This is a genomic window from Acetobacterium malicum subsp. dehalogenans DSM 11527, assembly GCF_000472665.1.
Taxonomy (GTDB): Bacteria; Bacillota; Clostridia; order Eubacteriales; family Eubacteriaceae; genus Acetobacterium; species Acetobacterium malicum.
On the sequence record NZ_KI421449.1, the window covers coordinates 1 to 22,700 of the forward strand.

General features: G+C 43.8%; 20 protein-coding genes and 1 rRNA gene. 17 read left to right on the forward strand and 4 right to left on the reverse strand.

Features of this window, described 5'->3' with window-relative positions; translation table 11 throughout:
- The first annotated feature begins 19 nt into the window (after positions 1-19).
- From rrf to A3KS_RS0118390, 7 genes are all read left to right on the forward strand, one after another.
- Positions 20-136: ribosomal RNA gene (gene rrf, locus A3KS_RS0118360) — 5S ribosomal RNA — on the forward strand.
- A 622-nt stretch (positions 137-758) separates the two neighbouring features.
- On the forward strand, positions 759-1,112 hold the full coding sequence (locus A3KS_RS21995) for a hypothetical protein (protein ID WP_051355995.1): 354 nt from the start codon (positions 759-761) through the stop codon (positions 1,110-1,112).
- Between the two features lie 209 nt (positions 1,113-1,321).
- The gene (locus A3KS_RS0118370) at positions 1,322-3,196 is read left to right on the forward strand and encodes a CASTOR/POLLUX-related putative ion channel (protein ID WP_026396133.1); all 1,875 of its coding nucleotides are present in this window, start codon (positions 1,322-1,324) and stop codon (positions 3,194-3,196) included.
- 145 nt (positions 3,197-3,341) lie between these two features.
- A complete protein-coding gene (locus tag A3KS_RS22000; RefSeq protein WP_169727722.1) occupies positions 3,342-3,998 on the forward strand; it encodes a dienelactone hydrolase family protein in 657 nt (218 codons plus the stop codon).
- 25 nt (positions 3,999-4,023) lie between these two features.
- Positions 4,024-4,752, forward strand: a complete 729-nt coding sequence (locus A3KS_RS0118380; RefSeq protein WP_026396134.1) for an NAD-dependent protein deacylase — start codon at positions 4,024-4,026, stop codon at positions 4,750-4,752.
- Positions 4,753-4,761: 9 nt separating this feature from the next.
- Positions 4,762-6,000, forward strand: a complete 1,239-nt coding sequence (locus A3KS_RS0118385; RefSeq protein ID WP_026396135.1) for a PucR family transcriptional regulator — start codon at positions 4,762-4,764, stop codon at positions 5,998-6,000.
- A 469-nt stretch (positions 6,001-6,469) separates the two neighbouring features.
- Positions 6,470-7,411, forward strand: a complete 942-nt coding sequence (locus A3KS_RS0118390) for a DUF7973 family transport facilitator (protein ID WP_026396136.1) — start codon at positions 6,470-6,472, stop codon at positions 7,409-7,411.
- 318 nt (positions 7,412-7,729) lie between these two features.
- Here the strand turns inward: A3KS_RS0118390 and A3KS_RS0118395 are convergent, their stop codons facing one another.
- The 4 genes from A3KS_RS0118395 to A3KS_RS0118410 all read right to left on the reverse strand — a co-directional run bounded on the left by A3KS_RS0118395 (position 7,730) and on the right by A3KS_RS0118410 (position 11,091).
- Complete coding sequence (locus A3KS_RS0118395; RefSeq protein ID WP_026396137.1) at positions 7,730-8,815, reverse strand: putative NPN-dependent ornithine cyclodeaminase; 1,086 nt, start codon at positions 8,813-8,815, stop codon at positions 7,730-7,732.
- A gap of 159 nt (positions 8,816-8,974) precedes the next feature.
- Positions 8,975-9,382, reverse strand: a complete 408-nt coding sequence (locus tag A3KS_RS22005; RefSeq protein ID WP_051355996.1) for a formylmethanofuran dehydrogenase subunit E family protein — start codon at positions 9,380-9,382, stop codon at positions 8,975-8,977.
- Positions 9,383-9,451: 69 nt separating this feature from the next.
- Positions 9,452-10,810, reverse strand: coding sequence for a PFL family protein (locus tag A3KS_RS0118405; RefSeq protein ID WP_026396138.1), 1,359 nt, complete (start codon positions 10,808-10,810; stop codon positions 9,452-9,454).
- 11 nt (positions 10,811-10,821) lie between these two features.
- Complete coding sequence (locus A3KS_RS0118410) at positions 10,822-11,091, reverse strand: ACT domain-containing protein (protein WP_026396139.1); 270 nt, start codon at positions 11,089-11,091, stop codon at positions 10,822-10,824.
- A gap of 269 nt (positions 11,092-11,360) precedes the next feature.
- Between A3KS_RS0118410 and mraZ the strand changes: the two genes are divergently transcribed.
- The 10 genes from mraZ (at position 11,361) to A3KS_RS0118460 (ending at position 22,626) form a co-directional block, all read left to right on the forward strand.
- Positions 11,361-11,792: a division/cell wall cluster transcriptional repressor MraZ gene (gene mraZ / locus A3KS_RS0118415; protein WP_026396140.1), complete on the forward strand. Its 432-nt coding sequence runs from the start codon at positions 11,361-11,363 to the stop codon at positions 11,790-11,792.
- Positions 11,793-12,749, forward strand: a complete 957-nt coding sequence (rsmH, locus tag A3KS_RS0118420) for a 16S rRNA (cytosine(1402)-N(4))-methyltransferase RsmH (protein WP_026396141.1) — start codon at positions 11,793-11,795, stop codon at positions 12,747-12,749. It abuts the gene before it with no gap.
- A gap of 15 nt (positions 12,750-12,764) precedes the next feature.
- Positions 12,765-13,148: a hypothetical protein gene (locus A3KS_RS0118425; RefSeq protein ID WP_026396142.1), complete on the forward strand. Its 384-nt coding sequence runs from the start codon at positions 12,765-12,767 to the stop codon at positions 13,146-13,148.
- Between the two features lie 61 nt (positions 13,149-13,209).
- Entirely contained in the window at positions 13,210-15,618 is a 2,409-nt protein-coding gene (locus A3KS_RS0118430) for a PASTA domain-containing penicillin-binding protein (RefSeq protein ID WP_026396143.1), read from the forward strand.
- 176 nt (positions 15,619-15,794) lie between these two features.
- On the forward strand, positions 15,795-17,168 hold the full coding sequence (locus A3KS_RS0118435) for a UDP-N-acetylmuramoyl-tripeptide--D-alanyl-D-alanine ligase (protein ID WP_026396144.1): 1,374 nt from the start codon (positions 15,795-15,797) through the stop codon (positions 17,166-17,168).
- A complete protein-coding gene (gene mraY, locus A3KS_RS0118440) occupies positions 17,168-18,142 on the forward strand; it encodes a phospho-N-acetylmuramoyl-pentapeptide-transferase (RefSeq protein ID WP_026396145.1) in 975 nt (324 codons plus the stop codon). The genes A3KS_RS0118435 and mraY overlap by 1 nt, the downstream gene beginning before the upstream one ends.
- Positions 18,143-18,154: 12 nt before the next feature.
- Positions 18,155-19,516, forward strand: a complete 1,362-nt coding sequence (gene murD, locus A3KS_RS0118445) for a UDP-N-acetylmuramoyl-L-alanine--D-glutamate ligase (protein WP_026396146.1) — start codon at positions 18,155-18,157, stop codon at positions 19,514-19,516.
- Between the two features lie 18 nt (positions 19,517-19,534).
- Positions 19,535-20,674: a putative lipid II flippase FtsW gene (ftsW, locus tag A3KS_RS0118450; RefSeq protein WP_026396147.1), complete on the forward strand. Its 1,140-nt coding sequence runs from the start codon at positions 19,535-19,537 to the stop codon at positions 20,672-20,674.
- A 3-nt stretch (positions 20,675-20,677) separates the two neighbouring features.
- Entirely contained in the window at positions 20,678-21,781 is a 1,104-nt protein-coding gene (murG, locus tag A3KS_RS0118455) for an undecaprenyldiphospho-muramoylpentapeptide beta-N-acetylglucosaminyltransferase (RefSeq protein WP_026396148.1), read from the forward strand.
- Positions 21,781-22,626, forward strand: coding sequence for a cell division protein FtsQ/DivIB (locus A3KS_RS0118460; RefSeq protein ID WP_026396149.1), 846 nt, complete (start codon positions 21,781-21,783; stop codon positions 22,624-22,626). Before murG ends, A3KS_RS0118460 begins: the two co-directional genes overlap by 1 nt.
- Positions 22,627-22,700 lie beyond the last annotated feature (74 nt).

Here is a 22,700-nt window from a genome sequence, read left to right on the forward strand (position 1 = left end):
TATTAACTAGTTTATCTAGTTCCGTAATGATGGCGGAAGGGCCACACCTGTTCCCATACCGAACACAGAAGTAAAGTCTTCCAGCGCCGAAAGTACTTGGTGGGCAACTGCCTGGGAGGATAGGACATTGCGGGACTTTTTTTAATGAAGCCGTGCAAAAAAATAGATATATGAATATTGATTCAAGTACACTTGAAAATCAATGTTCATATATCTATTTTTTTATGGGGCGAAGCCCCAAACGTAGGCGTAGTGAAACGGAGCCGGAGTTGCACGGATTCATTAGACGGCAGTAACGTTAAGAGCCATTTGATACGAAAGCTTTTTATATTGAAGCCATCTGGCGACTGACGCGACTGAGGCGCAGCGCAGCGAAGCCGAAGTGCCGCATGAGCGAGTAAAACGGCAGTAAATTAACGAGATGTAGATTCAAGTTCACTTGAAAATCAATGTTCATATATCTATTTTTTTATGGGGCGAAGCCCCAAACGGAGGCGCAGCGCAGCGAAGACGGAGTTGCACGGCTTCATTAGACGGCAGTAACGCTAAGAGCCGTTTGATACGAAAGCTTTTTATATTGAAGCCATCTGGCGACTGACGCGACTGAGGCGTAGCACCGCGGAGCCGAAGTGCCGCAAGAGCGAGGATAACGGAATAGTTTTAAACTACTTTATTCGCAATACATTATATTTTCATGCTATAATAAAATGTATGAAATATATTTTTAGATCATCAGTTTTTGCAAATAGGAGCCGAATATGAAAAAAAACTTACCGTTGTTAATTCCGGTATTACCGTATCTGATTATGACTTCTTTGATCTTTTTTATTTTGCCCACACTGGAGCCAAGTTCTAAATATTTCTCGTTCTTTATGACGTTGATTATTCCGGCTTATTGTTTAATTTCTGCATTTATATATGGACTTAAAAATGGGAATGTCTGGTTTTATCCGATTTTTATGAGCATCATTTTTCTACCATCGATATTTATGATTATTGAGATAAAGGCTTTGATCTATGGGGGTATTTATGGGGCGATCGCTTTATTGGGAATGTTTCTTGGCAGTTTACTGAAAAAGCGAAAAGATGATGATCCAGATGCCGAGGAATAAGACCATATAATGATGTTTTACCTAAATCCCAAAAATCGCAAATCTGTAAAATAGAGCGCCAACAATGATTGTAGGACGTGATCGAATGTGATAAAATATTTGGGTAAAGCCTCAAGGTTAAGATAACATAATCCTCTGGTTTAAAACTGGATGAGTGTTTAAAATTTGGGTTCAGACAAAAATAAATAACTTAGAAGAGGTGCTAAAAAATGGATGAAGTTGGTTTCTTAGAAAAACTACGGTACAAATTTGACAACCTGATGTCAAAAGGTACAGGCATTCTGTTATTGTCCCTGGCCAGTGCGACTGCAATAATGATCGCTGTAATTTCGCTGATTGTCTGGATTACTCAATCGGGTCCAACCTCCAGTTTTACTGAGCTGTTGTGGATGGGCTTAATGCGAGCCATCGACTCAGGAACAGTAAGTGGTGATACCGGAAGCATCGGTTATATCTTTCTGATGTTTGTTACCACCCTGGGTGGTATCTTTATTCTCAGTATCTTAATTGGGATCTTAACAACCGGTATTGAAGCGAAACTGGATTCGCTGCGAAAAGGCCGATCGCGAGTGATCGAAAAAGACCAAACCATCATTCTGGGCTGGTCTGAACAGATATTTACGATTATTGAAGAGTTGATTGAAGCAAACAGCAACCGCAAGCATGCCTGTATCGTCATCATGGGGAATCACGATAAATCTGAAATGGACGATGCCATCCGGGAACGGATCACGGATATGAAAACCACGAGAATTGTTACCCGACAGGGAAATCCCATCGATATCGATGATCTTGAAATCGTCAGTTTAAACACCTCCCGATCAATTATTATCATACCAGAGGATGATACCCGGGTTATTAAAACGATTCTTGCCATCACAAATAATCCCAACAAGCGGAGTGAACCTTATAATATCGTTACTGTTTTAAGAGATCCTGAAAATGTCCAGGTAGCCCATATTGCCGGGAATAATCAGGCCGAAATAATTCTCAGTGATACATTAATCTCTCGTATTATTGCCCAAACCTGTCGTCAGCCGGGACTTTCAACCGTTTATACTGAACTGCTGGATTTTGGCGGAGATGAGATTTACTTCAGTGATTGTCCAGAAGCAATTGGCAAAACCTTTGGTGAGGTGTTGTTTTGGTTTGAAAAGTCGACCGTGATTGGAATTCAATCTCAGGGAAAAACTTATTTAAACCCATCGATGGAAACAATTTTACAGCCGGGAGATCGGATCATTGCCATCTCAGAAGATGATGATACCATCGTGGCAAATACGGAGCGGCAGGATAGGATTGACACAGAAGTAATTCTGCAAGCAGCAGTAACTGAATTGGATAATCCGGAAAAAACACTGATACTGGGTTGGAATGATAATGCTCACTTAATTATTCACGAAATTGACAATTATGTACCCCAGGAATCGATCCTGACCGTTGTTTCGGACTGTGTCGAAGATGAAGATTTTCAGATGGCTCTCAGCCAGGTTGTTAATCAAAAAATTGAGTTATTAAAAGGTGATCCCAAAGATCGAAGTATTTTAGACAAATTAATGGTTAAAAATTATGATCATGTGATCATTCTGTCAAATAATTCTGCGCTTGATGTGCAGGAATCTGATGCCAACACGCTGGTGGTACTGCTGCAGCTCCGGGATATTTCTGAAAAACTCAATTGCCGTTTTTCAGTAGTTAGTGAAATGATGGATTTTAGAAATAAGAAACTAGCGGAAGTGACGAAGGTCAACGATTTTATTGTCAGTGAAAAACTCATCAGCTTGATGCTGACGCAGGTTTCGGAGAATAAGATGATCAATACGGTCTTTGAAGATTTATTTGATGCTGATGGGTCAGAACTCTATATTAAAAAAGCATCAAAATATATTAAACCGGGCTCAACTGTCAATTATTATACCCTGGTTGAAGCGGCAAAAAGAAAAGGCGAAATTGTCATTGGCTATGTGATTGCGGCAGAACAGAAGAACGCTCAAAAGGATTATGGTATTTATATTAATCCGGTTAAATCAACCGTAGTTAGTTTAGGTGAAAAAGATGGCTTAATCGTCATCGCCGAAGATTGAAAATTAGGATAAGACACCAATAGCAATGTAATAAACAATCGTTGAAAAAATCTTTCGACGATTGTTTTTATCGTTAAAATACCTGGATTGGTGATTGCACTTATGGTGAGTGAATACTGCTCAAATAATTAAAAGGGGAAAAATGATGATAACACAAACTTCGTGTCGGATACTGTCATTTAAAAAAGAGAAACTGACCATGTGTGAACAAAAAATAGGGGCAGAAAAAGCGGTTGTGATCATCCCGGAAATTTACGGAATCAACCAGTATATAAAAGACTGGGCAAATTTTTTTAAACATCAAGGTTATGATTCCTATTGCGTGGATCTGAGTGGTCGAAACCATGTTTATGGGTATGCAGAAAGTGATCGGGCATATGATAATTTCATGATGGAAGTTGGCCTTGATCGATATACAGAAATCGCCGTCAATGTTGAGAAACTAAAAGATCATTATAAAAAAATCATCATTTTTGGATCAAGTATCGGTGCGACCATCGCCTGGCGATTGACTGCGAACCGCTGTTGTGATGGAATGATCGGCTACTACGGATCACGAATCCGGGACTATCTGGCGATCAACCCGGTTTGCCTCTGTTTGCTGATATTTCCGGAGCTGGAAAAATCCTTTGAGGTTCAGTCGATTATTCCAAAACTTGGACAAAAAGACAGGGTGGAGATGTTTATTGTGCCGGGCAAACATGGCTTTGCAGATCCCTATGGTAAAGATTTTAACGAGTTATCGAGAAATAGGGGTCTGGATATGGTAAAATACTTTTTAAGAAAAATAGAAGATCAATAAGTGTTTTGAGAAAAGAGGTTGAATCATGAACGAGACCGAAATTTTACAGGAAATGACTGAAAAAGCGGCAAGTATTGTTTTTTTTGGTGGAGCTGGAGTTTCCACTGAAAGCGGAATCCCGGATTTCAGAAGCGTCGATGGGCTGTACAGCCAGACCTATCAATATCCGCCGGAAACGATTCTTTCCCATGAATTTTTTATGAATAATACTGAAGAATTCTATCATTTTTACCGTAATAAAATGCTGTACCTGGAAGCTAAACCAAATGACGCCCATGTAAAATTGGCAGAATTGGAAGCCCATGGGAAATTGAAGGTGGTGATTACGCAGAATATCGACGGTCTTCATCAACTGGCGGGCAGTGAGCAGGTGTTGGAACTCCATGGCTCGGTCCATCGCAATTACTGCATGCGCTGTCATCAATTTTATCCGGTGCAGATGATCCAGGAAAGTCAGGGGGTGCCTAAATGTAACTGCGGCGGAACCATTAAACCTGATGTGGTATTGTACGGCGAAGGCCTGAATAACGATGTAATGAGTCAGTCGGTTGCGGCTATCAGAAACGCTGACGTACTGATTATTGGCGGGACCTCTCTGGGTGTTTACCCGGCGGCAGGACTCATCGATTATTATCGGGGTAAAAACCTGGTGCTGGTAAATAAATCCTCAACCCCGATGGATTCCCGGGCAAATTTGATCATTAAGGGAAGCATTGGGCAAGTATTCAAACAACTGAAATGGAGTGAAAACTAAATAACGGCGATGGATAGTCAAACTGAACTGAGATACCGACAGAGCAATCGGTTATTAAGATTACTGCTGGAAAACCACACGGTGGAAGAGGTCGTAGAAACTATCAGTTATCTGATGGAAAAGCCAGTCCTTTTTATTGATATCAATTTTTCCATTCGCGGCATGAGCCGAACCGATGAAATTACCGATCCTTCGTGGAATTTTGCCATTTCAAAAGGATTTTGCAGCCACGAGTTTATTTTTGAAATTGTCAATATTGAAGAGGTCAAACGTTTTCCCAAGGAACGGACACCCTATGTGGTCGGTTTGGAAAGTGATGCAAAAGTACTCGTATCACCGGTGATCATTCGGGGTAAATATGCCGGTGCGATGGTGATGTTTTTTGAAAAGGCTGAAGTGACAAATCAGCATTTAGAATTACTGCTGCTGGCCAACGAGGTACTGACAGAAATTATTTTAAAGATTCCAATGTACAAATATATTCGCGGCAACATGAACGAGGGAATCCTGATGGATCTGATTGAGGGCCGAGACAAAGAAAATGCGGATTTTAAGTCATGGGTCCTGGAATCAGAGCTTAACACCAGCAATAATCTGTGTGTACTAGTCTCTGAACAGAATGATGCCAACCTCTATCAGGAGGTCATTAAAGATTCGTTGCGAGATGATTTATATCTGGTTTTTCCGAAATCTCATGCCATTTTTTATGGTAATCAAATGGTCATTTTATGTACGGAGCTGGAAAAGGCAAAAACGGATAAGGGAATCAGTCGTTTGAAGAATTTTATCGAAAAACATGCTTTGCGAATTGGGATGAGTGATTTTTTTCAGGGGATTGAAAATTTTCAAAGTTATTATTTGCAGGCTGGAGCAGCTATTCGCATCGGCGCAATGATCCATGATCAGAAGCGATTTTTTAATTATGGTGATTATAAGTTTTTTCATCTGCTTGAGAAGATCACCGGTAATGCAGGAAATAATCTTAAGGATTTTGTCCAAAGTGGTTTACTGACGCTTGAAAAGTACGACCGGCAGCATCAATCAGAATTGTTCTATACGTTAAACACGCTTATCGATTATGGCTGTAATTACAAAGAAACTTGTGAAGCCCTCCATATTCATCGCAATACCCTCAGTTATCGGATTGATCGAATCAAAGCCTTGACACAGCTGGAACTGACAGCCCCTAAGGTTCAGTTTGATTTGGCGTATTCGTTTCGGATTCTGGAATTTCTAAAACAGCAGTAAAATTTTATACTGGATCCGTCATAGGACTGTCTGAGCAATTGAGTAGGGATAATGATTCTAGGAGCGACTGTAGTCTGTGCATAACGCACAGATTCATATCGATATTTTGTTAATCGGAGCTGATGCTTTTTTCTGGCAAATAGCGTATTCTAACACATAGGGATTGTGACCCCTAATTTGGATAATGTAAAGTCCATATTAACCCCTTAATCTAAGAGAGCTCAGGCTCTTTTTTGGTTTTTTCAAAAAACTTATTATTATGATCATTCGATTCGAGTGGCAGTACCGCAGCACCGGATAGCAAGGGAAGATCCTTGTGAATGATGCACAAATGATGGCCGATATTTTGGCAATGGCGACCATAGCAAAAATTTGTCCTTCTTGTTAAACTGATCGTGTAAACATTACCAAAGCCACTCGATGGACCCATGTTTACAAAAATCTAAATTTTATTTAAAAGGAGAAAGAGATGGATTTAACATTATTAATTGCTGCTTTTGGCGGCGGGTTGTTTGCAGCCGCCATCGGCGGGGTGCCATCATTTATTTTTACCGGGTTAACAGTAGTTGCCGCAATTTTAGCCGGAGATTTTGGTGCCCCAGCCATTGGCATCGTCAGCTTTGGATCATGGTTCTCGCCATGTGTTGCTTTTGCCGGTGCGGTAGCAGCCGCCGGTTATGCTAAAAAAATCGGGAAACTGGAAGTTGGCGGAGATATTATCACGCCTCTGGCAGGATTAAAAGATGCTTCAGTTTTACTGGTTGGCGGAATCTTTGGTATTATTGGTTACTTATTAAACTTTACCGTCGGCTCACTTATTGGAGCAAATGTATTTGGGTCAGCAGCCTGGACCGACACCGTTGCTTTAAGCGTGGTCATTTCAGCGATTCTAGTGCGATTGCTTTTTACCAACTCCGGATTAACCGGAAAAACTCCAGCTGGAGTGACACGACATTATCTGCCCCAAGGCTCCGACTTGATTTTTACCATCGTTCTGGGGGCCGGATTTGGTATCCTGATTGGTGGAATTGTGGCAGCCTTCGGAAATATGGCATTGGCCGGTTCCGATGAAGCCGCTTATCTTTTCTCACAGATGGGAGGCTTTGCCTTTGGGATTGCCGCATTTGGATTGGTCTTTGCCTGCATGGGACTGCCTTTCTATGGTTGTCATCATATCGTTTTACCTGCCGCGTCAACAGCCATTGTTGTTTTCTCAGGGACATTAAGCCCAGTGGCAGCCATTATTGCGGCCGCCATCACCGGTATCTTAGGCGCATTAATCGGCGAGTTTGCCGGGTTAACCTTTAACAGCTATGCAGACAGCCACATCGACCCACCGGCCTGTACAATCTGGGTTTTACAATTGATCAACTTTTCAGTACTGCCTTTAATTTTACCTTCTATTATGTAATTTAATCATCGAGTGGTGTCGGCTTTTGCCTAGGCAAAAGTCTGAGGTTGTCGACAAACTACCGTACCGACCAATTGTTAATCTGTTGTTCGCCGCGCTATGCGAAATCCGCTACGCTCCTTTCGCATTAGTCGCGAGCAGTCGCCAACTACAAGCAAGCTTGTGATTGGCTCGTTGCTTTCGCGAAGAATCGGACAGGCTTTGCCGTGTCCGCTCCGATGCGTACAACATGATGTAACAATTGTCGGTACTAGGTTATCTTTTTTGACAGTCTGAGACTTTTGCTTAGGCAAAAGTCTTTTTTTAGGTTGATGATGATTATCTCAAAGATAAATTCCGCTGTAAATTAACCACAAAATCCTGGATGTTGGTGATGATCGACTTCGAGCTGAGGCTGCCCCGATCCTTGAGCTTATTGACCACAAATTCGGAGATATCCACCGTATAAAAATAAACTGGCCGAATCACACCGTCAACCACCTGGTAGGAAGGGGTCATGTTGCCGGTGGCAATGGTATGGAGCTGGGTCGCCAGACAGATGATCGTAGTGGCTTTTTTGGTGTGCACCCGCAGGGCATCCTGGGCGCTGTAAACATCAGCATAGACGCCAGGTAAAGGCCCATCATCGCGAATCGAACCGGCTAAAACCATGGGGATATCATTTTTAATACAGGAACTGACAATCCCGTCTGCGATTTTATATTTTTCAATTAAATTTTCCAGAGAACCGCAACTCCGCGCCCGATTGATCGTTTCGATATGATGATAGTGGCCCAGTGACTTATTTTCTTTGGAATAGATGTCCTGACCCAGGGCGGTGTTAAAAAAGTGGGATTCCAAATCGTGGGTTGCCAGGGCATTCCCGGCAAAGAGGGCATCCACATAGCCCATTTCCACCAGATGGGTCATGGCATTTCGGGAATCCTGATCAAAGGTTACCGCCGGGCCGAGAACCCAGAGAATATAGCCATTGTCCCGCTCGAATTCCAAGAGTTGATAGAGTCGGTCATAGTCCCGGGAGTAGGCGGTTTCCCGGGAATTGGAGGTACGAAACGAAAAATTATCACCATCTGGCTGCTTTTTACTGAAGGCAAAATGATCGACATAAACACCGTTTCCGCCATCCTCATGACGTCCGACCACCACTGCATCGCCTTTTTTGACGTTTCTGAATTCGATGGCACGGGGCCGATCATCGGCAATAACAACCACGCAGTCCATCCGACTTTCAGCCATCAGTTGCCAGTTATCATGGATTTTAAAATACTCAGGAAAGATGGTGGTGGCATAAAAGTTTTCCGGAACCACCCCATCCATAGGAGCTGGCATCGTTCGGACGCTGGGGGCTTTGACAAAAAAGGTTTCGCTAAAATCAGGAGTTGTATAAGTGGGTAAAGTAAACATGGACGCACCTCGTTATAAATTTTATCGTAAATTATTTTATTTATTATACCATATCAAAGTTGCCGATGGCACCGCAAGTGGTAATGGCTGAGTGAATAAAAAAATACCACCATGATTAATCGGTCCGGATTAATCATGGTGGTGTTTTTAAAACTCAGTTCAGTTATGCTTTTCAGGTAATTCGAAATGGGGTTTTTCAAAATCGAAGAGTTTTGTCGCGTCGGGTTCGTTAAGCAGGAAGGCTTCCATTTCATCACGTTCCATTGGCGGAAGTTCTTTTAAAATTAAACGGATACTCGCACCGGTGGTTTGATTAAAAACAGAAAAAGCCTGTTTTCCGCCTTTTATAAAAGATAAATTGCCCTTTTCGCCAGTGCACTCCAGCACCACCCGGATGCCGTCAACACTGCAGGACTCATTCTCAGCGACGCAGACAATCTGATCAGCTCCGGCCAGATCAAGGGAAAGCGCTTTGATGGCTTCCAGCGAAGCGCGGACACCAATCGCCAGGCCGGGACAGTGATGTCCGTGAAAGGTTACACATTTTTCCCATAATTCGACATTCATTTATTAGCTCCTTTCGATAAAACAGGAGACCCACAGTTGTGGGTCCCCCAAGTTGCCAGTCCGATCGGGTTAGTTCTTAAAGCTGTGAATTGGGGCGGGAATCTGTCCGCCACGATTTACAAAAACCGAACAGTCATTTTTATTGACCGGCATAATTGGGGCCCGCCCCAGAAGTCCGCCAAATTCGGCGGTATCACCAACATCTTTACCATAAACGGGAATGATTCGAACACCGGTGGTTTTATTATTGATGACTCCGATAGCGGCCTCATCAGCTAAGATACCGGAAATGGTGGAAGCTGGTGTATCACCGGGAATGGCGACCATATCGATACCAACCGAGCAGACACTGGTCATCGCTTCCAGTTTGTCAAAGGTCAGGGCGCCACATTCTACCGCTTCGATCATGCCTTCGTCTTCACTGACCGGGATAAAGGCCCCGCTGAAGCCGCCCACTGAGGTGGAGGCCATAATACCGCCTTTTTTTACGGCATCATTGAGCATCGCCAGAGCTGCGGTGGTACCATGGGTGCCACAATGTTCCAGGCCCATTTCCTCCAGGATTCGAGCTACACTGTCGCCGATTTCTGGGGTTGGAGCCAGGGACAGATCCAAAATACCAAAGGGGACATTCAGGCGTTCAGCTACCGTTGTACCAACCAGATGGCCGGCCCGGGTAATTTTAAAGGCGGTTTTCTTGATGATTTCGGCCATTTCGCCAAAGGATGCATCCTGGGCTTTTTCAAGTGCCCGTTTGACAACACCGGGACCGCTGACTCCAACATTGAGAACTGATTCGGCTTCGCCGACGCCGTGAAAGGCGCCCGCCATAAAGGGATTGTCTTCGACTGCATTGGCAAAAGCCACAAACTTGGCACAGCCGATGGAATCGGCATCCCGGGTCAGGTAGGCGGTTTCTTTAATCACTTCGCCCAGCCGTTTGACGGCGTCCATGTTAATACCAGCTTTAGAGGAACCAAGATTGACAGACGAACAGACGCAATTGGTGGTGGCCAGAGCTTCAGGGATGGAATCGATGAGAATCCGATCACCTTTGGTGAACCCCTTAGGGACAAGGGCCGAAAAACCACCAATGAAGTTAATCCCGACGGTTGCGGCGGCAGCATCGAGGGTTTTGGCATATTCAACATAATTAAGATCATCGCTGCTGCCGGCGATGAGCGCAATCGGGGTTACTGAGATCCGTTTATTAACAATCGGAATTCCCAATTCATTTTCAATCCGTTCCCCTTCTTTGACCAGGTTTTCGGCCAGACGGGTAATTTTTTCATAGATTTTCTGACGACTTTTGGCTCCAGAGGAATCAATACAGTCCAGTAACGAAATTCCCATCGTGATGGTCCGGATATCCAGGCGCTCTTTTTCGATCATTCTAACCGTCTCGAGGACGTCTTTAAACATTGCCATAATCGGGCCGCCTAAATGGTGTGCATGGCATTGAAAAGATCTTCATGCTGAATACGGATCGACATGCCAATGGTTTCGCCCACTTCTTCAAGGGCGGCTTTCAGGATATTAAAATCAACTGACATGTTGGTCATATCCACAAGCATGATCATGGTGAAAAAATCATGCATAACTGTCTGGCTGATATCTTCAATATTGACACTGTTTTCGGCCAAAATCTTCGATACATTATAAATTATTCCGGTGCGGTCTTTTCCAATAACCGTAACTACTGCTCTCATTTTAAATAACTCCTTAATTTTCATTATTTTATTAGTTTAAACCAAAACCCGGACAATCACAAGTTATAATGTAGAATTTAAGAACAAACATGCTGGTGAATTTATTTTTAAGTTTTTTGATATAAAATTAATACAAATGATGGGAATTTTTAACAAAATAAATCTTTGATTTTTGCTTAATAGCCGGTTTCGCAACTTGTGAAGGGTGGTGGAGTGTGGTATAATGTGGAAGAAAATGGAAGAGCAAAGTAAGAAGGAGGGGGATCTGAATGTTTTTTGGAGAGTATGAACATAATATCGACGACAAGGGACGATTGATCATTCCTTCAAAATTCAGAGAATCTCTGGGCGGAGAATTTGTCTTAACAAAGGGACTGGATTGCTGCCTGTTTGTTTTTTCCATGGAAGAATGGGAAAATTTTGAAAGTAAATTAAAATCTCTGCCAGTATCAGATAAGGATGCACGGGCATTTACCCGATTTTTCTTCGCCGGTGCCGCCGATTGCGAATTGGATCGCCAGGGCCGGGCAAGTATACCACTGTCCTTGCGCAAATATGCAAAAATAACAAAAGAGGTGACCATTATCGGAGTTTCAAATCGCTTGGAAATTTGGGACAGTCAACTGTGGTCCAGCTATAACGATAACGATGACTTAAATTATGAGGACATTGCCAATAACATGGCAATGCTGGGAATATAAATGAAGCCACAGACATTTTCACATACCACCGTATTACTGCGGGAATCCATCGAAGGCCTGGACATTAAGTCAGACGGCATTTACGTGGATTGTACCCTGGGCGGCGGTGGTCATTCCCAATGGATTTGCGAATCATTGGATGAAAACGGCATTTTGGTCGGTATCGATCAGGATGATTATGCTTTGGCTTATGCCAAAAATCGCCTGGCAGATTTTGTCTGCCAACGTCATTTTGTAAAAAGTAATTTTGCCAGTTTAGCCAAGGTTCTAAAGGGCCTCCATCTCTTTGGAATCGACGGTATTCTATATGACCTCGGGGTTTCGTCATTTCAACTGGATGACGATACCCGAGGCTTTTCTTATCATAACGATGGTCCTCTGGACATGCGGATGAACCAGTCGGCGGAGTTAACTGCCGAAATGGTAGTAAACGACTATGCGCCCGGGGAACTGAAAAAAATACTGTTTCTATATGGCGAAGAAAAATTTGCCAGCCAAATTGTCAAATCGATCGTTAAAGCCAGAACGCTTAAACGAATCACCACCACTTTGGAGCTAAGTGAAATTGTCAAGAATGCTTATCCTCCCAAAGAACGTTTTAAAGAAAAACATCCCTCCAGAAAAACATTCCAGGCCATTCGGCTGGAAGTCAATGGGGAGTTGAAAATATTGGAAGATGCCTTGACCCAGGGACTTGAAGCCCTGAAACCGGGCGGAAGAATGTGTGTCATTACCTTTCATTCGCTGGAGGATCGGGTTGTCAAGCATCTCTTTAAAAACAAAGCCAATCCCTGCACCTGCCCTTCGGATTTCCCCCAATGTGTTTGTGGAAAATTACCGGAAGTGAAGCTAATTTCCAGAAAACCGATTGTTCCGGGGGCTGATGAGACTTCAGAAAACCGGCGTTCTCGAAGTGCAAAACTGCGGATTGTTGAAAAGCTGGGAACAGAAAGTTAAATAAAGGAGCGTTCCATGGCGACCACACAAAAAAGAGTGAAAATGCCCAAACAAAAAGAAAAACATATGACTACAAGCTCTTATGTTATGCTCATTGGCTTAATTGCGTTTGTGGCGATGATTGGCATATTATTTCAACATGCATTGATCACCGAAAAGAACACTGAAATTCGCGAACTCCAGAAAACCCTGGAGGATGCCATACAGGTCAATGACAGTAAAGAAGGTCAGTTGGTAACCAATATGAATCTGCAATCAATTGAGGCTCAAGCCAGAGGTTATGGTATGACCGAGCCGGTTCAGGAACAATATCGTCGCGAACTGGTGACCGAAAAAAAGGAAGAGTCGCTGATGACAGATTCACAAATTGTCAGGAGCTGGTTTGAAAATTTGTTTTAAGTTAGGGTTTATTTAAGCTGAATCAGGTAAGCTTAACTGAATAAAAATTTGGAGAAAAAATGTGAATATAAAAAAGAAGGCACAACGAGAGATTGGACCGGTCGGCAAACAGAATCGAATCATGATTGCCATGGTTGTACTTTCATTGTGCTTAATTATTGTTATTGGAAAATTGTTTTCCCTGCAAATTGTCAATTCAACTGGAAAATATGAAAGGCAAGTGGACCAACTAGTCGAAGAAGTACCAATTAAGGCATCACGCGGGGATATTTATGATCGGAACAAAAATGTTCTGGCTAAGGATTCTTCAGCCACGGCGGTCAACGTGATTCCTTATGAGGTGGAAGATCCCGATCGGTTAGCCAAAACATTAAGCAGTAAACTGGGTTTGAAGGTTGAAGATGTTCAGACAAAGATCTCGGTTCTGGAAAATGACATTGTTGAAGTCAAAACCGGTATCAGTCAGGGCGCCGCAGTTATTGTGCTCAGCCACAATTTTGCCGGCGTAACGATTGAAGAGGGGACTTTGTATTTTGAGCCAATCAGTATCAAAGATCCTGAAGCAGTGGCATCGGCTATTTCTAAAGATCTGGATTATGATTATGAATCGCTTTATGACAAAGCCACCCGAAAAGAAAATCAGCCAGTGCTGATTCTTGGAAAGGTCGATAATGCCCTGGCCCTGGAAATAAGGGAATCGGAAGCGATCAAAGATGAGGAAGGCGAAATCGAAAGCTATAACGGTATTGAATTGCTGGATGATTACCGGCGTTATTATACCAATGGTAACTTTGCCTCCTACATTCTCGGTTTTACCGGGACCGATTACAGCGGGCTCTACGGTGTCGAAGCAACCTATGAAGATGTGTTAAGCGGCGAAGACGGGGTTGTTTATTTTCAGAAAGATGCTGATGGCAATCAGATTCCTTCCCAGACTAAGATTCTCAAAGAACCGGTTCAGGGCGAGGATATCGTCTTAACCATCGACAGCAATATTCAGCTGATGGCTGAAAAGGCCGTGGAGGAAGCCGCAGCAACCTGGAAAACCAAAAGTGTTACTGCTATTGTAATGGAAACAAAAACCGGAGAAGTGGTAGCCATGGCGACCACCCCGGATTATAATCTTAATGATCCGTTTACTCTGGATCCTAATTTTGTAGCGACTCATGCAGCCGATCTGACTGGAAAAACAGAGCAGGAAAAACTGGCTGAGATGTATAAGAACCAGGCCGTCAGTTTTATCTACGAACCAGGTTCCACCTTTAAAGCCCTGACCGGGGCGGCGGCCCTGGAAGAAGGGGTTATTACCCCGGATACGGTGGTTTATTGTGGGGGATCAATCCAAATTGGGGATGCCGTCATAAACTGTGCGACTGGCCCCCACGGCAGTATTACGGTATCGGATGCTATTGCCCATTCCTGCAATCCCGGGTTGGTTCAGATTATTGAAAAATTGAATCCCGATGTTTTCTACCAGTATGTCTATAATTTTGGCCTGGGAGAAACGACCGGGATTGAACTCGATGGCGAAGAAGCCGGAATTGTCAACCGTTTATCCACTGCCAACGGTGGCGTTAATGAAGTTGATTATGCCACCTTTTCATTTGGACAGGGGTTGGCGGTTACACCGATTCAAATCGTCAGCGCCTTAAACTGCGTTGTCAATAATGGCTATTATGTAAAACCGACGATTATCTCCAGTGAAACCAAGGGGCAGGCAATTGAATCGCCCAAACAGATTATTTCAAAGGAAACCTCGGCAGCGACCAGAGAAATCATGCGTAAGGTGGTCGGTTATGATGCTGATATGACCGCTCTTTCAGAAGGTTACAGCATCGGTGGAAAAACGGGAACGGCTGAAAAATTCATTAATGGTGAATATTCCAGTTCCAAGTACGTTACTTCCTTTTATTGCTTTTCGCCAGTTGAAGATCCCAAATATTCGGTTTATGTAGTATTAGACGAACCGGCGGCCGGCGCTTATGGGAGTACCAGTGCAGCGCCAACCGCCATCAGTTTAATAAAGCAGGCTCTCAATTATAACTCGGCAGACACCACCCTCAGTGGTGCTGCTACTGAAGAAATTCAAAAGGGGACCATCACAGTTCCCGATCTGGTCGGTCAAAATATTGATTTTGCAGCCAGTATTCTCAATGAAAAAGGAATAAAATATGTCGTTGATCCGGCCACCAGTGGCACTATGGTTGTCAATCAAAGCCTTCCCACCAATTCGGTCTATGATCCGAATACAGAATTGATTCTGGCTTTGGGCAATGCTGACAGTGCGGCCGCCGGAACGGTAATTGTTCCCGACTTAAAAGGACTATCAATTCAAAGTGCCAATGAAATCCTCACTGGATTGGGACTTAATCTTAAAATTACAGGTAATGGTTTTGCATCAAGTCAAACTCCGGCAGCAACAACCGTTGTGGATAAGGGCAGTGACGTCAGCGTAACGTTTACCCCATAGTAGAGTAACAGAAAAGCGAGGGGGAAATTCCTTGCTTTTCTTTATGTTCAAAGTTTGATATAATATCAGGGTCTTTTTGGACAGCGGATTTTGATGATGAGAATTGCCCTAGAATTAAGTCAGAACGAGCAAAATAAGAACGAACTAAAATATTAGAGAAAGTTCAGGTATTATCGATGGAAAGTATCAGTGTTGATGAAATACTTCACATTACCCAGGGGGAGCTGCTCCAGGGAACTCGGTCACTGGCAATTACAAATGTTGCCATTGACAGTCGCAAAATAAAAAACAACTATTTATATGTGCCTATTGTTGGGGAAACAAATAACGGCCATGACTATATCAGTCAGGCCTGTTCTAATGGTGGCCGGGTTTGTCTGGCTGAGGAAAAGAACCGATCGTTTCCCGCGGAAATGACAGTGATATATGTGACTTCCACGTTAACGGCCATGAAAGCCCTGGCCGGTTTTAACCGACATCGTTATAAAATACCAGTGATTGCTATTACCGGCAGTAGTGGTAAAACAACCACCAAGGATCTGGTGGCCGCAGTGCTGTCGCAAAAATATCATACCTTAAAAACAGAAGGTAACTTTAATAACGAATACGGCATTCCCCAGACTCTGTTTAATCTGGGACCTGACCATCAGATCGCCGTTATCGAAATGGGAATGGACCATCTGGGCGATATTTCAAAATCGATTGAGCTGGTTGATCCGGATATCAGCGTCATCACCAATGTCGGACTCAGCCATATCGAACGCCTGAAAACCCAGGAAAACATATATCTGGCCAAAAAAGAAATTTTGCAGACCTTATCAAGTGAAGGGATGGCTTATATCAATGGTGATGACGAATTTTTAAAAAAAATAACAGTAGCAGATAACTGCTACCAGGTTAGAACCTTTGGTTTACAAGGGGCCCATGATGTTACAGCCCGGAACTACACGTCCACGCAAGCCGGTCTGGAAATTGAGGTAGAGTGGGAACAGCGAAACGAAGTCTTCACCTTTAATTATCCCGGCGAACATAATGTCTATAATTGCCTGGTGGCGATTGGCTTAGGTTATTTTCATGAAATGACCCAACTGGAAATTCAAAAAGGTCTTGACGCTTTCGTTCCCAGTGGCAATCGGATGGATATTTTCACGTTTGGGGAAATCAAGGTTATTAATGACTCATACAACGCTAATCCTGATGCCATGCGGGCGACCCTGGATGTCCTGGCCACTCTGGGCCGTGACTATAAGCGAAAAATTGCAATTCTCGGTGATATGCTGGAAATGGGCGAATATGGCCCGGCCGCCCATCTTGAAGTGGGCCGCTACGCCCGGGATAAGGCCGATATTTTAATCGGAGTCGGCAAATTGGGGCAAGAGATTTGTCGGGGTTATGAAAATGCTGGACAGGTCTACCAGGTTTCGGATGCTTTGGCAGCTGGAGCATGCTTAAAAGAGATCGTCCAACCGGAGGATATTATTCTGATCAAAGCATCCCGGGGCATTGGTCTGGAACGGGTTATTGATTTTATCAAGGAAGGCGGTCAATAATGGAGCTGACAATTTTACAAACTGGTCTGATCAGTGTGCTGATTTCATTTTTGGTTGTATATTTCGTGACGCCGCGGTTTATCCCCATGCTCAAACGGCTGAAATTTGGTCAGGCCATCAGAGAAGAAGGCCCCCAAAGTCATCTGGAGAAATCAGGAACCCCAACCATGGGCGGCCTGGTGATCCAATTGGGGGTGCTGGTTGCGGTTATGCTCTTGTCGGTGCTGATCGGTAACTGGGATTTTTTTCCGATTCTGGTGATGCTCTATTTCGGCGCGGTGGGCTTTGTTGACGACTATATTAAGGTGGCCAAAAAACATAATCTGGGTCTGCGGGCCTGGCAAAAAATGGTGCTCCAATGTATTGGGGCACTGGCCATCGCGCTGTATGCGTATTATTCACCGACGATTGGCTCGGAACTGGTCGTGCCATTGATGAACCAGAGTATTGATTTTGGGATCTGGTATGTGCCATTTACGGTTATCGCGGTGGTAGCCATTGTCAATGCCGTTAACCTAACGGACGGACTGGACGGACTGGCTTCCGGGGTGAGCCTGATTGTCGCGATATTCTTTTTTGTCGGTTCGCTGCTTCTACCCCATGCCAATACCAGTATTTTTATTGGTGCGATCATTGGTGGTTGTTTGGGTTTCTTAAGACATAATTCAAACCCCGCTGATATCTTTATGGGAGACACCGGTTCGATGGCATTAGGAGGGGCAATTGTGGTAATGGCCATCATTACCCAACTGCAAATTTTTCTGCTGATCGCCGGGGGTTTGTTTGTTATTGAGGCCTTATCGGTTGTTATCCAGGTGGGCTACTTTAAATCCACCGGGGGAAAGCGATTTTTTAAAATGGCCCCAATTCATCATCATTTCGAATTGTCAGGTTGGAGCGAAACCCGGGTTGTCACCGTATTCTGGGTCGTCACCGCTATTTTTGTAACCATAGCATTTATTTGTTTAGGATAGGAGAAGCACATTATGAGAAAAAGGACCCTGGTGATAGGAGCCGCCCGAAGTGGGGTAGCTGTCACTGAATTATTATTAAATCATGGCGAAGCAGTGGTGTTAACCGATACCCGGGCATCGGGTATTGTCTTAAAAGAATTTCCACAGATTCTGGATTATGAAAAGAATCCCGATTTCGAGTCGATTTTTGGCATTCAGCCCAGTCCGGAGATTTTAAAGGTAATTGATGAAGTGGTGGTAAGTCCCGGGGTACCGTTGATTATCCCGATTATTCAAGCAGCTTATGAACAGGGTATTCCTGTCACTGGAGAGGTTGAAGCGGCCTATCGATTGACAAGAACACCTTTTATTGCCATTACCGGAACCAATGGAAAAACGACGACGACGACCCTGTTGGGCGAGATCTTCAAAGCTTCTGGCCGGGGAACCTATGTGGTGGGAAATATTGGCGATCCGATTACAAACTACGTCGACAGTGCTACCACAGATGAAGTTTTTGTGACTGAAATCAGCAGTTTTCAATTGGAGACCATCCATACCTTCCGGCCCCGGGCGGCGGCGATCCTTAATCTGACCCCAGATCATCTGGATCGTCACCTGACCATGGAAAATTATGTCAATGCCAAAGGCCGGATATTTGAAAATCAAACCGCTGAAGACCTGCTGGTATTAAATGGGGATGATCCATTAGTCTGTGAGTTAGGCAAAAAAGCGATTTCTCAAAAAGCACTGTTCAGTTATCGAAAAACTGTCGATTATGGTGCCTGGTGTTTAAATGGTGAAATCTACATTAACAACGGCAAAGAAACGATTTTGGTCTGTCGGGAAGACGAGCTGGGGATCATCGGTCCCCACAACACCATGAATGCGCTGGCAGCGCTGACGCTGGCCTACTTTTCAGGGGTTGAGCTGGCAGTCATTGTCCAAGTTCTCAAAACTTTTGCGGGTGTGGAACATCGATTGGAAATGGTGGGCTGTTTTGCGGGCGTAACCTATATCAACGACTCTAAAGGCACCAATACCAATGCCACTATTACGGCCCTTAATGCGGTGAAAGAACCGATTATTCTGCTGGCCGGAGGCTATGATAAAAAGGAAGATTATGCCGAGCTGATGGAACTGGTGGCAAAACGGGTCAAACGACTGATCGTTTTAGGGGTGACCGCTGATGATCTGATTAAAACGGCCAATGCTAAAGGTTTTACGGCCATTACCAAAGTTGACAATTACGAGGAAGCGGTGGCCTGTGCCAAAGCAGCCGCAGTTGCCGGCGATACGGTTTTATTATCGCCGGCCTGTGCCAGCTGGGATATGTTTGACAACTATGAAATCCGAGGTCGGGTTTTCAAGCGATTGGTGACCGAAAATCAATAAGAATCCGAGGAGTAACCCATGAAAAATGGAAAGATAGATCGACCCTTTTTGATTGCTCTGATGTTATTAGCAGGCATTGGGGTTATCATGGTATTCAGTGCTAGCATGTACTCATCGACGATTAGTGGTGAAAAAGGTTATGCCCTGTTCTTGAAACAATTGGTTTTTGTTATTTTGGGTGTGACAGTTATGGGAGTCATGAGCAAGATTGATTACCGAATTTATAAAAAATACTATATGGTGGGCATCGTGATTTCGGTTTTTCTTTTGATTATTGTTTTGATCCCAGGAATCGGATTAAAGGTAAATGATGCCAGGCGGTGGATTGATTTGAAAGTGACCACTTTCCAACCATCTGAATTTGCCAAGGTCGCCGTTATTCTTTATTTCAGTACCATCATTTCCCGAAAACCTGGGATTATTAAAGAAAATATGCCGTTTTTATTAAATTGTATGCTCCCTCTGGGACTGATCTGCGGCCTGACTGCCATTGAACCGTCTTTAAGCGCAGCCATGGCCATTGCCCTGGCCGCTGGCGGGGTACTTTATTTTGGTGGCATTAAATTTAAACTCTTTTATCCCTACCTGGGCTTTGGATTATTGGCGGTGGCCGGTTTAATGATCGCCGAACCCTGGCGGTTGGATCGATTTAATGTTTTTTTGGGCAAAGGGGGGTATGATTACCAGATATCCCAGTCACTGTTAGCGATTGGGACCGGTGGGATCTTTGGCCGAGGCCTGGGTAATGGCAAACAAAAGTACCTGTTTTTGCCGGAGTTACAAAATGACTTTATCTTTGCCAACATTGCCGAAGAATTTGGTTTCATTGGCTGTTTGCTGGTTTTGGGCTTGTTTGCCTTTGTTATCTGGCGGGGTTTTCAGATTGCTCAGAAATCTCAGGATACTTTTGCCTATCTGTATACCAGCAGTGTTATGATGTTGCTGGCATTCCAGGTTTTGGTTAATATCGGCGTGGCATCGGCGATTATCCCGGTAACCGGGATGGCTTTACCCTTTATCAGTGCTGGTGGCTCCTCGATGATCATTCTGTTTGCGATGATGGGACCTATTTTAAATATCTCCAGGAATGTTGAATTCGGCAAGAAATTGGAGCCAAACAGAAAACCCGTACTAAACAAGAAAAAGATTGTGAGGTAGACTGTGAAAGTATTGATTGCAGCAGGCGGAACCGGGGGCCATATTTACCCGGGACTGGCGATTGCTGAAAAAATAAAAACTGAAAATCCCAGAGCTGAAATCATCTTTATCGGATCGCTGGTGGGGATGGAAAAAAACATTATTCCCCAGCATGGTTATCCGATTGAGTATATTCGGGTCAGGGGCTTTGAGCGAAAGGCCTCATTGGAAACCCTGGCGGCAATTAAAGGAATTTTTGACGGACTCAATGATTCCAAAAAAATAATCAAGAAACATCAGCCGGATCTGGTTATCGGTACCGGCGGCTTTACCGCCGGACCACTGCTGTTAATCGCCAGTCGCCGGAAAATTAAAACGATGATTCATGAACAAAATGCCTATCCCGGAAAAACAAATTTGATGCTGGGAACTCGGGTCGACCGGATTGCCATCAGTTTTAAAGAAGCTGAAAAGTATTTTCCCCAGGAGCGAACCTTTCTGGCTGGAAATCCGGTGCGGTCGGAATACCACCAGATTGACCGTAGTGAATTGCGAAAGAATCTGAATCTTTCGGACTCGCAAAAAATGATTTTAATTATGGGCGGCAGCCAGGGGGCCGGTTCCATTAACCAAAGTGCTTTGTCATTGATCGCCTCCTATAAAGAGCGCGAAGATCGGGTGATTTATCACTTAACCGGAAAAGATCAGTACCAAGCCATCAAACAAGAAGTGGAAAACCTGGGGCGTTCACCATCTGGTCATGTTTTTGTGGAAGCCTACAGCAATGAGGTGCACCGCCTTTTAGGGGCCGCGGATCTGGTGATCAGCCGTTCCGGCGCGATGTCAGTGGCTGAAATTCAAGCGGTGGGAGTTCCTTCAATTCTGGTTCCCTATCCCCTGGCAGCCGGAAATCATCAGGAATTCAATGCCCGGGTAATAACTGATGCTGGCGGCGGGGTTCTTATCAAAGATCAGGATCTGACTGGTGCGCTGCTCATTCAAACTGTCGAATCGCTATTGGATGACGATGAAAAACGCCAGAAGATGAGCCAAATGACAAGGGAACAAAGTATTTTTAATGCCGGAGATCGGATTTATGACGAAATAAATAAATTAATGGAGAATTAATGAAACGATCAAAGAAGAAAAAACCCAATGAAAAAAACCTCAAAAAAGCGCAAAGCCACGAGTTGTCAAAACAGGAGCTCCGGGAACAACGGCGGCGGCAGCGAAAAGTAAACAAGCGCAAACGGCTGATGAAGGGCCTGATTACCATCCTGATTATCTTAGGTGTAATTGGTGCGATCAGCTTTGGTGTTTATCAGGCTGTTAATCTGGGCATCTTCAACGTGACTGAAATTGAAGTGGTCGGCAATGAGATTGTTGATGTGCAGTCAGTGGTTGAAGCATCAGGAATAAACGTTGGGGAGAGTATCTTTTTGATTGATGTTAACCAGGCTAATTATAATATTAATGCCTTGATGAATCTGGATGAACTGGAGATTTCCAAGATCATGCCGAATAAGATTCTGATCCGGATGGTGGAGTCGGTACCAATTTGTGCAGTTAATTACGATAATAAAGTTTATTATCTGACTGAAGATAAAAGATTGATTGAAGATGGGGAATATTTAAGAAAAACCGATATTCCATTAATTTTTGGCAGCGATGCCGTGACTATCTCAGAAATTGGCAAGGAAGTGGCGGTCGAACCCTATTGGCGTTTTGATACCGTGATGAATATTCTGAAAGATTTAAAAAATGACGGCAACTTGGGGAAAATATCCGAGGTCCGGATGACTGACGTGAATACCTATGAAATAGTCACCAAAAATGGGACGGTTTTTATTCTCTGGGATTATAATAATTATCTGGAGAATAAGGCCTATATTCAGACTAATCTGGATAAGAATACCAGCAATATGGTCATTAATTTAGCGGCAGGGACAAAGCCAGTCATCAAACCCCGCTAAATACCTCAGCACTTCTCAGGATTTCTGCTTAATGTTTTGTTGGATAATAAAATATCAGCGTTATTTTACTTAAT